Raw genomic sequence first — 11,843 nt, 5'->3', positions numbered from 1 at the left:
TAATCAGTTTAGCTAAACTCTAGTAATCAAAATATCATTAATCACATCACAATTAGAATATACTCTAAATTAGCACAGTTAATTATTTATTTGAAGATGAGTTCTACCTATCTTTATCATTTTGGTTCATTATGAAAATTAAGATTCTCCATATTATAAAATCACTTGGTAGGGGAGGTGCAGAAATGCTACTTCCCGAAACGCTTAAATTACATAACCAAGACCAATTTGAGTTTCATTATATCTATTTCCTCCCGTGGAAGGATCAAATGGAAAGTGCTTTAAAGGATGCAGGAGCTTTCGTGACTTGCCTCTCTGCCAAAAATAACATAGAACTTTTACTGCAAACAGCTAAAGTAAAAGCTTATGTCAAAAAACATGGTATTCAAGTAATTCATGCGCATTTACCTTGGGCCGGATTTCTTGCCAGGCTTGTTTATAAACAGACAGGACTTCCCTTAATTTATACTGAGCATAATAAGCAAGAGCGCTATCATCAGCTTACTTTCTTGTTAAATAAAATAACTTTTAACTGGCAGTCTAAGGCTATAGCTGTAAGTACTGATGTTGAGGTATCAATAAAAGACAAAATCCATCCAAAAATACCGGTTCAAACTGTACTTAATGGAGTTAACACCGATTTCTTTCAAAGAAAGTCTATAGAAGAATTGCTGATTTCAGCGAATGAGTTGACGAATGATACATCATCTGATAATTTTAGAACAAGTAATAATGCTGAGAAAGCATTAGCCTTTGATAACGGCCAGGAAATCTTAAAGAATCTTTCTACTCAAAAAAAGGCTGATTCTGACATGCTCATTGTAGGTACTATATCGGTTTTCAGATTTCAAAAGCGTTTATTAGAGTGGATTAAGGTGTTTCATGCCGCTTCATTGGTTAATCCTAAATTACGAGCCGTCATAGTAGGAAATGGACCCTTCGCTCAGCAGTTGCTTGATTTAAGAGACCAACTCGGACTTACAGATAAATTATTTCTACCCGGTTTGCAAACTAATACCAGGGATTGGTTTTCATTGATGGACATATTCATGATGACTTCAGAATTTGAGGGATTGCCTATTGCTTTATTAGAGGCTATGAGTATGGAATGTGCAGTTGCCACTACCAATGCAGGAGGAGTAAAAGAGGTGATTCAGAAGGATATAAGTGGCTTAATGGTGGATGTTGACGAGTGGGATCAACTAGCAGAAAAACTTGAAATATTGCGAGATAATAAATTGAGATTATCACTTGCGAGGAAAGCCAGAGAGCGAGTGTTAGATTCCTTCAGTTTGAAAAGGATGGTAAATGAATTAGAAGACGTTTATTTAGATGTTTTGAATGATGGAAATTAGACCTGCCACAAAAAATGATATACCAGCTATTATTAAATTGCTTAAAGCCAGCCTGGGAGAATCTTTAATGCCAAAGTCAGAAGCCTATTGGCAATGGAAGCATATCAATAATCCATTTGGTGCATCTCCGGTTTGGATAGCTACAGAGGCTGATCAAATAATAGGTGTAAGGGCATTTATGAAATGGAATTGGCAGGGCGCAGATGCGACTTACAGTGCTATTAGAGCGGTAGATACAGCTACAGATCCTAAACATCAAGGGAAAGGCATATTTAAGAAACTAACTTTAGGTTTATTAGATGATTGTAAAGCGAAAGGTGTCGATTTAGTTTACAACACGCCCAACCAACAAAGTAAACCGGGTTACCTGAAAATGGGATGGCAGGAGGCTGGTAAACTACCCATTCAACTTAGTATCAAGAATCCATTAAATATTGTTAAGCATAAGTTGAAAGCTAAGCTTGATGCTGAATTTCTAGAGATACCACAGGCTGATCAATTTAAGTTGGAAGATGCTTTCGATAACTTTAAATTTAATTTCGAGTCTTCATCGGCTCATATAAATACTGTCTTTTCATTGGCTTATCTTAAGTGGCGTTATTTAGACATTCCCATTATTCCTTATTATGCACACTTTAACGATAAGGCTTGCTGTATTTTTAGAATTAAATTAGGCTCAATGGGAAAGGAACTTAGAATATGTGATGCTTTTGGTAGGAATAAAGACAAACAGCAACTGATAAAAGAGCTTTATAAATCATCAATAGATTTTGATTATATGAGTATTGATGGCTTTACAGAGATTAAATTACCAGGTTTGTTAAAGTTCAAGCGTTCATTAGGTCCGGATGTCACTATCAGACCGCTAGCCATGGAATCAGTTACTTCTTTTAAAGATTTTAGCAATTGGACACCTTCATTAGGTGATTTAGAGGTTTTTTAAATCAACATCAGTAGCTTTGTGCCATGCAATCAGGTGTATTCACCATATCGTTAGACTTTGAGTTACATTGGGGTGGATTTGAGAAATGGGAACTCAATGACGCCAAGAAGGAATATTTCAAAAACACCAGAGCGCTTATTCCATCACTATTGTTGGGTTTTCAACAATTCGAGGTGCATGTTACCTGGGCAACTGTTGGCTTGCTTATGCATAAAAATAAGGAGAGTTTGTTAGCTCATGTTCCTGAAAGAAAACCCAGCTATTCAAACGAGCAACTTTCAGCTTATAATTTCATCCAAAATGCAGGTAGTATTGGTGCCTCAGAGAAATCGGATCCTTATCATTTTGCCGATAGCCTAATAAGGTTAATTGTTGATAGTAAATATCAAGAGCTGGCTTCACATAGTTTTGCGCATTATTACTGTAACGAACCGGGTCAAACGACAGAGCAATTTGACGCAGACTGCAAGGCGATCTGTGAATCAGCATCAGCTTATAATAGCGAATTAAAGTCTTTAGTATTTCCCCGAAATCAGTTTAATACCAATTACCTTAAGGTATGTAAGAAAAATGGAATCCAAATTGTTAGGTCTAATCCTGTGGATTGGTGGTGGGATACTTCTGAAGGAACATCAAAAGAGTCTCTCTGGAAACGACTTAATAGGGGAGCCGATGCTTATTTCAATATAGGCGGAAAAACATCCTATGGAATTAATGCCATCCTTAAGCAGGAGGATGTTTATCTTTTGCCAGCAAGTAGGTTACTGCGACCTTACAATCTGAAAGAGCTGTTTCTCAATCAAAAGAAAATAAACAGGATTAAAGCTGAAATGACCATTGCAGCTCAAAATAAAGAGTTTTATCATTTATGGTGGCATCCTCATAATTTCGGTCTTTATCCGGAAGAAAATATGAAAGGCTTGAATCAAATTCTTCAGCACTTCAGGCGCTTAAGTGATCAATACGGGATGATAAGCTTGAATATGGGAGAGATAGCTGAAAGGCTCCAAACTAATACCTTCTGAGATGCCTAAAATTCTTCGCATTACAACTGTGCCCATATCGCTAAATATCCTACTAAAAGGGCAGTTGAGGTTCATGCGTGAAAAAGGCTTTGAGGTGGTTACGGCCAGTGCCAATGGCAATGAGGTTAGTCAAATTGTGGAAAGAGAAGTCGTAACTCATCATCAAATTGATTTTACACGTACTTTGAGTCCATTTAGAGATCTGAAGGCTTTGTTTCAGCTAATTAAACTGATAAAAAAGGAACGACCTGAAATTGTGCATACCCATACGCCAAAAGCAGGATTATTAGGGATGATGGCTTCATGGTTCTGTAAAGTACCCATTCGTATGCATACTGTGGCGGGAATGCCTCTGATGGAAGCAACAGGTCTCAGCAGAACAATCTTGAACTTTACGGAAAGGATCACCTATTACTGTGCCCACAAGGTCTATCCTAACTCTTTTCATTTGCTGAAATATATGGAAGCACACTTTCCTCATTTTTCCAATAAATATAAGGTGTTAGCAAAAGGAAGCTCAAATGGCATCAATACTAATCATTTCAATAGAACTGCTCTCGGAAACCATGATTTAAATGCATTGCGTAGTCAACTTGAAATTCCTGAGGGTGCTGTTGTTGCTTCTTTCGTTGGCCGGATGGTGCATGATAAAGGAATCCATGAACTAATTGATGCCTTTACGGAAATTGAACAAAATGATTTTCATTTAGTGCTGGTAGGTCCTTATGAAGACCAGCGCGAACCTCTTGAACAGGCTTATAAGGAAGAGATCAAAGCTAATCCTCGAATTCATCATGTTGGTTTCCAAAAGGATATTAGACCTTACTTGGCTATTTCGGACTTCTTTGTTTTTCCTTCCTACAGAGAAGGTTTTCCTAATGTTGTAATGCAGGCTGCTGCGATGGATTTGCCTTGTATTGTTACAGACATCAATGGCAGTAATGAAATTATTGAGGATGGAAATAATGGCTTAATTGTTCCAGTGAAAAATGCTGTACTGTTAAAAGTAGCAATGGAAAAGCTTATTTCTGATGATAGCTTCAGAAAAGTAATGGCTTCTAATGCCCGACAATCCATCGTTGAAAATTATCAGCAAGAAACAGTTTGGAACGCTATTTTAAAGGAATATCAACAATTACTTTCTAACGGTATCCGCTAAACTAAACCATACTTTATCTCCAGGCTTTAGTTGAGCAATGCTGTCCAAGTCTTGATCAATAATTCGTGCTATTCTTGGATAACCACCAACAGTTTGGGCATCTGCCAGTAAAATAATGGGATTACCTGCGGATGACAATTGTATGGTGCCTGGTAATATGCCTGAAGAAATCATTTCATTTTGGTTACTTTCCAGTTTTAATTCAGTGGCTAATTTATAGCCCATTCTGCTAGCTTCCTGTGTGATGCTATGAGCTTTACCAAAGAATGACGCGACTCCTTCTTTGCTGAGCATATCGAATTCTGATCCAGGTGCTACCCGCACACGTTTGATTGGGTTTAGGTTAATTCTTTTCTTTACTTCTTGTGCCTCTAAAGATTCATTATAGGTACTGAAGTGTACTAACTGTCCATTTTGATTGATAATGTTTTCTTTCAACTTATGGCTTCCAAAACCTAAAGGACTTACACTGCCCAGCCACTTTTCAATTTTCCATTCGGCTGCGACTGCCATATACGCCCTACAACCTCTTTTGGCATATCCGAATTTGAGAATACTGTTAGCTGGCACTTTTATCTTCTGGTATCTTTTTACATCTTTCCCATTTAAGGTGACAGGAAACTTAGCACCTGTTAATGCAATATCTACTGCCTGATGAAAAAGAATTTCAGGCCCTGCCAGAGTTATTTCCAATACAGGATAGTCTTTTTCTAAACCAAGTACCTTATTGGCTAATCTGGCTGATCTACTATCTAAAGCACCACTTTTAGGGACACCAGATGCTTCATGGCCTGCTCTTCCTAAATCCTGAATGCTTGTGTATAAACCTGTTTTTATAAATTCTAAAGTGATATCAGCCATAAATCTGCTTCCAATTAAATGTTTGTTCTTTTATGTGTGCGGCTATTTCTGAAAACTCATCTGAGCTGATGCGCTTGAAATTTACAAGGTCTCCTGCCTGAAATAAGAATGGTATCTTTTCTTGGGGTTCAAAAAGCTGTATGGGTGTTCTTCCAATGATTTGCCAACCTCCGGGCGAATCAAAGGGATAAATTCCTGTTTGCCTGCCTGCCAGACCCACGCTACCGGCTTCAATTTTCTTTCGTGGGTTATCTCTTCTTTTGGCTTCAATTTTTTCATCGGTGATGCCCATGTAAGGAAAGCCGGGAAGAAAGCCAAGCATATAAACCCGATATGCTGTTGATGAATGGCAATTAATAATTTCATCTTTAGTGATAGAAAGCTGATCTTCTAATGCCGAAAGGTCTATTCCGAACTTATCATCATAACAAACAGGGATGGTCAACTGTCGCTTTTCGAGTTGTTCTTTTTCTTGTGCGAGGTCAATGGCTTCTATCGTATTTTTGAGATCGTTGAAACTGATCTTATTGGGATCATAAGATATAGTTAGTGAGCAGTAGGCAGGGATCATTGAAGTGATATAGTCTTCATTTCGTAGCTTATTAGCTAGTAAGTTAACTTTGTCATTTAGCTCGGGCTCAATTGCCTGCACAAAGTTAACTAGTAAGGCATCCTCTCCATATGCTGTAATTCTCATGATGTACGGGATTTTCTAATTGTAATATTTTCTAATTTAATAACCTCAGTTAGCTGTATCATTAGGTTTGTAATTTTAGGGTTATCGCCATGAATGCATAAGCTGTCCACCTCAATATCAATGTGATTACCCTCAGAAGTTTTAACTGATTTTTTGATTACTATTGACTTAAACTGCTCTATCATTTGATCTATGCTATCAAAGACAGCCCCTTTTTCACTTCTCGGGCTTAAAGAACCATCTGTTTGATAAAGCCTATCAATAAAGCCTTCCCTGATATATGCTACTTTTTGATGCTTGGCAGCCTGGTGTAGGGTACTATTGGGTAAACCCATAATGGATAATTTGTCATTATACTCACTGATCGCTTTTGTGAACACCTGCGCATCGGCTGCGTTTTGGTTGAGATGGTTATATAAAGCGCCATGTGCTTTAACATATTTTAGCTCAATGCCATAACTTCTGCAAAGTCCGTCAATTACTGCAATTTGCGTTTTTACCTGAGCAGAAAGTTCTGCAGCAAATAATGTCATTTTTCTTCTTCCAAATCCCTCTAAATCAGGGTAGGAGGGATGAGCGCCAACCTGTACATTGTATTTCTTAGCAAGTTGTACCGTTTTTTCTATGGTAAGCGGATCGCCACCATGGGCGCCACAGGCAATATTGCAAGAGCTTAAAAAAGGAAACACAGCTTCATCATTTCCAACCTTGAAATTGCCATAGCTCTCTCCTAAATCGCAGTTTAAATCTATTTCCACATTTAAATACTTTAAATAATACCTAAGGCTGAACTAATGCTTTTAATCCCTAATAACAGCGTTATCATGATAATGATTAGGCCTAACCCATTAACCCACCATCTATTTACATGCCGGCCAACTAATTGTTTATCATTCATGATCCATAACAGATAACTGGCAAGAAAAGGCAAAAGCAAGCCATTTGCCACTTGCGCAATTAAAATTAAGTTGACCGGTTTTATGCCCAAAGAGGCGAAAACTAATCCTGATACTAGAACTAATATCCAGATAGCTCTGAATGTTTTAGTTTTTAGATCGCTTTTCCATCCCATTATTTCTGAAGTAGCAAAAGCAGCAGCAAGAGGGGCAGTAACTGTGCTTGTAAAACCCGCAGCCAGAAAACCAAAACCCATAAAATATGCCGACCAGCTACCCAATATTGGATTAAGTTGTTGAGACAGATCGGCCATACTTTCTGGTGTTTGTGCTTCACCCTGAAAGGCTACTGCTGAACAAATAAGAATAGTCATCGTAATGAGGCCGCCCAATAAAATAGAAATGATGGTGTCCCATCTGGCAGTGGCTAAGTCTTTCGATGATTTCCATCGTTGCTTCACTGAAGAGGCATGCAAGAATAAATTATAGGGAACTACGGTAGTGCCTATTAATCCTACCACCATTAATAAGGAATCATCCGGTAATTGAGGATAAAATATTCCTTTAAAGACAGCAATGATATCAGGTTTAAGCAAAATACAACAAACTATAAAGGCTAAGCCCATAGCTGCTACGAGAAACGCTAAGGTCTGTTCAAGCTTTTTATATTGTCCCATCCATAAAAGTATGAGTGCTGTAAAACCTATTATGAGAAGCCAGATGTTGAGGCCAAATAAATCAAAATTGAGCGCATTAATTCCTTCTATTCCCAGCAAAGCACCACTTATGTTTCCTGCTTCGTAAGCCGCATTACCTAGCGTTATGGCGCTAATAACTAAAACAAAGCTTAATATTCTGAAAATTTTGTTGGTAGCCTTCTTTCGGATGGCATCTCCTACGCCTATTTGTCCGATAACACCCAGTCTGGCGGCCATTTCCTGTAAAATGATTGTGGCTAAAATAGAAAATCCAATGGCCCATAATAAAGTGTAGCCGTAACCAGCACCAGCCAGAGTAGCTGTTGTAATGGTACCAGGTCCTATAAATGCGGCCGATACCATGATGCCGGGCCCGAGTTGTTTTAGCTTTTTGAACATCTCTTTTAGATAATTGAAAAGATAAGATATTCTAAAAATTGGACATTAAAAAAGCATCAGGGTTTCCTGATGCTTTTGGTCATTATTTTATTAGCGAGGTTCTAGTTTTTTATCCCAAATTAGCTAAACTGTCCTCCAGTGTTTTGATCTTGGCTTCCGCATCTGCTTGCTTCTTACGCTCCATTTCAATTACTTTTTCAGGAGCATTCTGCACAAATCGTTCATTATCAAGCTTTTTCATCACGCTATTTAAGAATCCTTTAGTGTAATCTAGTTCTTTCTGGATTTCCGCCTTTTCTTTTTCAACATCAATAGCGCCTTCCATTGGAATGAAAAACTCATCCGACTTAATTACAAAGCTGATGGCATTATCAACCTTATCAGTAGTGAATTCCATACTTTCTAAGTTGCCCAGTTTATTGATGATAGAAGCGAACTCTTTATAAAGAGACTTATCACTTGTTTTGATAAACAATTTCAATTGTTCCTTAGGAGATAAGCCTTTTGAAGAACGCGTATTTCTAATTTGGCTGATTAGCTCAAAGGCGATCTTCGCTTTTTCTAATACTTCGTTATCATAAGCTTTAACTTCAGGATATTGAGCTACAATAACACAATCCTTCTCATCACGATCACCTAATTGATGCCATAACTCTTCAGTTAAGAAAGGCATAAACGGATGTAATAACTTCAATACATCTTCAAAGAAGCCAATAGTAAGCTCATAAGTTTCCCTATCTATTGGATCACCATATGGAGGCTTAACAGCTTCGAGGTACCATGAACAGAAATCGTCCCAAACCAGCTTATAGACAGTCATTAATGCATCAGATATTCTGAATTTGCTAAAATGATCGTCCATCTCAGCTACCGCTTGCTTAAATCTTGCTTCAAACCATTCCTGTGCTTTTTTGGCAGCAACAGAAGGTTCAGCATTCACAACTTCCCATCCTTTTACTAATCGGAAAGCATTCCAGATTTTATTGCCAAAGTTCCATCCTTGCTCGCAAAGCTTGGTTTCAAAAAGCAAGTCGTTACCTGCTGCTGATGATAATAATAAACCGGTTCTAACACCATCTGCCCCATGATTTTTGATCAATTCTAATGGATCAGGTGAGTTGCCTAAAGACTTAGACATTTTTCTGCCTTGTGCATCCCGAACGATTCCCGTTAGGTACACATTGTTAAAAGGCTTTTGTCCTTTGAACTCGAAACCTGCAATGATCATTCTGGCTACCCAGAAGAAAAGAATATCAGGACCTGTTACCAAATCATTGGTAGGATAATAATATTGGAAATCTTCATTGTCAGGATCTTTGAAACCATCAAAAACGGACATAGGCCACAACCATGAACTGAACCACGTATCAAGAACGTCTTCATCCTGTCTTAAATCTTCCAACTTAAGGTTGTTATCACCAGTTTTCTCCTTGGCTAGTGTTAAGGCTTCTTCTGCTGTTTCGGCCACAATATACTCACCATTTGGAAGATAATAGGCCGGAATTCTTTGTCCCCACCAAAGCTGACGAGAAATACACCAGTCACGAACGTTCTCCATCCAATGGCGATAGGTATTCTTAAACTTAGGTGGGATAAGCTGAATGTTGTCATTCATTACCTCCTCATAGGCAGGCTTTACCAGCTCTTCCATTTTTACCCACCACTGCATAGAGAGCTTAGGCTCAATTACAGCATTAGTTCGTTCAGAATGGCCCACATTACTGGTATAATCTTCCTCTTTAACGAGATTGCCTGCTTCTTTCAGAAGTTTACCTATTTTTTTTCTGGCAACAAATCTATCCTCACCAACTAAGATCTGAGCTTTTTCATTAAGCGTTCCGTTATCATTGATGATGTCAATAGCCTCTAAATTATGTCTTAGACCAATCTCATAGTCATTGATGTCGTGTGCTGGTGTTACCTTCAGGCAACCTGTTCCAAATTCCATATCCACATAATCATCCTCCACAATTGGGATTGACTTATTGATCAGTGGGATGATTGCCCTTTTGCCTTTCAGGTGATCAAAACGCGTATCATTAGGATTGATACAGATGGCAGCATCAGCCATAATGGTTTCAGGACGTGTAGTGGCGATGGTTAAATAATCCTCAGTTCCTTCTATTTGATATCTAATGTGATAAAGCTTAGAATTTACTTCTTTGAAGATTACCTCGTCATCGGCCAGAGCTGTTTTACCTTCCGGATCCCAGTTTACCATTCTTATGCCACGGTATATATATCCTTTTTTATAAAGGTCAACAAAAGTCTCAATTACTGCCGCAGACATATCCTCTTCCATCGTGAAGCGCTCTCTGTCCCAATCGCAGGAAGCACCTAACTTCTTCAACTGCTCCAGAATGATTCCACCATATTTTTCTTTCCACTCCCAGGCATGCTTCATGAATTCATCACGCGTGATGTCTTTCTTACTGATGCCTTTTTCTTTCAAGAGGTTTACTACTTTGGCTTCTGTAGCAATAGATGCATGGTCAGTACCGGGTACCCAGCAAGCTTCTTTGCCTTGCATACGTGCACGTCTGATCAATACATCCTGAATGGTATTGTTGAGCATATGCCCCATGTGTAATACGCCTGTGACGTTTGGTGGAGGTATTACTATGGTGTAAGGCTCTTTATTTGGATCTGGTTTTGAAGCAAAGAATTTCTGCTCCATCCAATGCTGGTACCATTTGTCTTCTATTTCTGAAGGATTGTATTTTGTTGACAAGGACATGCTAATAATTGATTTTTTTAAATCCTGTGTTTTTTTAAGAATGCAAAATTAGGGAATTCAATTAACAATGATCAATTAACAATGATCAATTATCAAATTCCAACACCTCATTTTTTTGAACTATGAATTGAATCTTATTTCCCAGTGAATTCTGGCTTTCTTTTTTCTACAAAGGCTTTCATCCCTTCTGTTTGATCTTCAGAGGCAAATGCCAGATAGAAATTCTTTCTTTCGAAATGTAAGCCTTCATCAAGATGTGTCTCATAAGCTCTATTGACTGACTCTTTCGCTAGTTTGGCTGCTACTGGTGACATTTGGGCAATTTCTAAGGCTAAATCAACAGCTGCTTCCAGGTACATTTCTGTAGGAACCACTTTATTGACTAAGCCATAACCTAGCGCCTCATCTGCTGATATGAATTTACCCGTTAATACCAATTCCATCGCTCTGGCTTTACCAATAGCTCTGGTGAGTCTTTGTGTACCACCGGCACCCGGCATCACACCGATCTTGATTTCCGGCTGACCAAACTTAGCAGTTTCTGAGGCTACAATCATATCGCAGGTCATAGCAAGCTCACAACCACCACCTAAAGCGAAACCTGATACAGCTGCAATTAATGGCTTCTTAGTCTTTTTTATTTGGTCCCATGTGCTAAACTGATCCACATTGAGCATATCAATAGCTGTTTTACCAGCCATCTGCTTGATGTCAGCACCAGCGGCAAACGCTTTTTCATTACCTGTTAAAACGATAACACGCACATTATCATCTTCGTCCAATGCTTTCAGGGCATCCCTTAATTCACCCATTAGTTGAAGGTTTAATGCATTAAGTTCTTTAGGCCTATTTAAGTTAATAAGCGCAACGTGTTTTTTATATTGATTATTTACCTGTATAAATTCCATAGGGTAAATATATGGAGCTTATTTCAAAGGCAGAAAGGTGACCCGTCCTAAATAAGCGTTACAGTTTTTAGGATAAAATTATGGTTAAATATAGGGAGTAGCAGGTGTTAACTTGCTACTCTTTTTCATTTTATAGGTTTTTATTTCAATACTAGATTGTTGGTG

The 11,843-nt window shown here is 38.3% G+C and carries 10 protein-coding genes; 4 read left to right on the top strand and 6 right to left on the bottom strand.

What is annotated here, in order from left to right; translation table 11 throughout:
- Window positions 1–131: 131 nt before the first annotated feature.
- From JKP34_RS14310 to JKP34_RS14295, 4 genes are read left to right on the top strand one after another with little or no spacing between them, the layout of a single operon-like run.
- Window positions 132–1,355, top strand: a complete 1,224-nt coding sequence (locus JKP34_RS14310; protein ID WP_201922927.1) for a glycosyltransferase family 4 protein — start codon at window positions 132–134, stop codon at window positions 1,353–1,355.
- Window positions 1,342–2,298 carry a GNAT family N-acetyltransferase gene (locus JKP34_RS14305; RefSeq protein ID WP_201922925.1) on the top strand — a complete coding sequence of 319 codons (957 nt, stop codon included), beginning with the start codon at window positions 1,342–1,344 and terminating at the stop codon, window positions 2,296–2,298. The genes JKP34_RS14310 and JKP34_RS14305 overlap by 14 nt, the downstream gene beginning before the upstream one ends.
- Before the next feature lie 23 nt (window positions 2,299–2,321).
- The gene (locus JKP34_RS14300; protein ID WP_201922922.1) at window positions 2,322–3,323 is read left to right on the top strand and encodes a polysaccharide deacetylase family protein; all 1,002 of its coding nucleotides are present in this window, start codon (window positions 2,322–2,324) and stop codon (window positions 3,321–3,323) included.
- Between the two features lies 1 nt (window position 3,324).
- Window positions 3,325–4,482, top strand: a complete 1,158-nt coding sequence (locus tag JKP34_RS14295; protein ID WP_201922919.1) for a glycosyltransferase family 4 protein — start codon at window positions 3,325–3,327, stop codon at window positions 4,480–4,482.
- On the opposite strand, the gene JKP34_RS14290 is transcribed toward JKP34_RS14295, so the two are convergent.
- The 6 genes from JKP34_RS14290 to JKP34_RS14265 all read right to left on the bottom strand — a co-directional run bounded on the left by JKP34_RS14290 (window position 4,459) and on the right by JKP34_RS14265 (window position 11,678).
- Window positions 4,459–5,343, bottom strand: coding sequence for a 5-oxoprolinase subunit C family protein (locus JKP34_RS14290; RefSeq protein ID WP_201922917.1), 885 nt, complete (start codon window positions 5,341–5,343; stop codon window positions 4,459–4,461). The two genes, JKP34_RS14295 and JKP34_RS14290, sit on opposite strands and share 24 nt — an antisense overlap.
- Window positions 5,336–6,040, bottom strand: a complete 705-nt coding sequence (gene pxpB, locus JKP34_RS14285; RefSeq protein WP_201922915.1) for a 5-oxoprolinase subunit PxpB — start codon at window positions 6,038–6,040, stop codon at window positions 5,336–5,338. Before pxpB ends, JKP34_RS14290 begins: the two co-directional genes overlap by 8 nt.
- The gene (locus JKP34_RS14280; protein WP_201922913.1) at window positions 6,037–6,798 is read right to left on the bottom strand and encodes a 5-oxoprolinase subunit PxpA; all 762 of its coding nucleotides are present in this window, start codon (window positions 6,796–6,798) and stop codon (window positions 6,037–6,039) included. Before JKP34_RS14280 ends, pxpB begins: the two co-directional genes overlap by 4 nt.
- Window positions 6,799–6,809: 11 nt before the next feature.
- Window positions 6,810–8,033, bottom strand: a complete 1,224-nt coding sequence (locus tag JKP34_RS14275) for an Nramp family divalent metal transporter (RefSeq protein WP_201922911.1) — start codon at window positions 8,031–8,033, stop codon at window positions 6,810–6,812.
- A gap of 109 nt (window positions 8,034–8,142) precedes the next feature.
- Window positions 8,143–10,770: a valine--tRNA ligase gene (locus JKP34_RS14270; RefSeq protein ID WP_201922909.1), complete on the bottom strand. Its 2,628-nt coding sequence runs from the start codon at window positions 10,768–10,770 to the stop codon at window positions 8,143–8,145.
- A gap of 134 nt (window positions 10,771–10,904) precedes the next feature.
- Window positions 10,905–11,678: an enoyl-CoA hydratase-related protein gene (locus JKP34_RS14265; protein WP_201922906.1), complete on the bottom strand. Its 774-nt coding sequence runs from the start codon at window positions 11,676–11,678 to the stop codon at window positions 10,905–10,907.
- Between the last annotated feature and the right edge of the window lie 165 nt (window positions 11,679–11,843).

The sequence above is a fragment of the Marivirga atlantica genome (assembly GCF_016734805.1).
Taxonomy (GTDB): domain Bacteria; phylum Bacteroidota; class Bacteroidia; order Cytophagales; family Cyclobacteriaceae; genus Marivirga; species Marivirga atlantica.
The sequence above is the reverse complement of the archived record's forward strand: the minus strand, read 5'-3'. Positions and strand labels throughout refer to the sequence as shown.

Excerpts from the sequence above, each read along its gene's own strand:
- JKP34_RS14270 (WP_201922909.1), bottom strand. The coding sequence starts at position 10,770 with ATGTCCTTGTCAACAAAATACAATCCTTCAGAAATAGAAGACAAATGG.
- JKP34_RS14300 (WP_201922922.1), top strand. The coding sequence starts at position 2,322 with ATGCAATCAGGTGTATTCACCATATCGTTAGACTTTGAGTTACATTGG.
- pxpB (WP_201922915.1), bottom strand. The coding sequence starts at position 6,040 with ATGAGAATTACAGCATATGGAGAGGATGCCTTACTAGTTAACTTTGTG.
- JKP34_RS14265 (WP_201922906.1), bottom strand. The coding sequence starts at position 11,678 with ATGGAATTTATACAGGTAAATAATCAATATAAAAAACACGTTGCGCTT.
- JKP34_RS14310 (WP_201922927.1), top strand. The coding sequence starts at position 132 with ATGAAAATTAAGATTCTCCATATTATAAAATCACTTGGTAGGGGAGGT.
- JKP34_RS14275 (WP_201922911.1), bottom strand. The coding sequence starts at position 8,033 with ATGTTCAAAAAGCTAAAACAACTCGGGCCCGGCATCATGGTATCGGCC.
- JKP34_RS14290 (WP_201922917.1), bottom strand. The coding sequence starts at position 5,343 with ATGGCTGATATCACTTTAGAATTTATAAAAACAGGTTTATACACAAGC.
- JKP34_RS14305 (WP_201922925.1), top strand. The coding sequence starts at position 1,342 with ATGATGGAAATTAGACCTGCCACAAAAAATGATATACCAGCTATTATT.
- JKP34_RS14295 (WP_201922919.1), top strand. The coding sequence starts at position 3,325 with ATGCCTAAAATTCTTCGCATTACAACTGTGCCCATATCGCTAAATATC.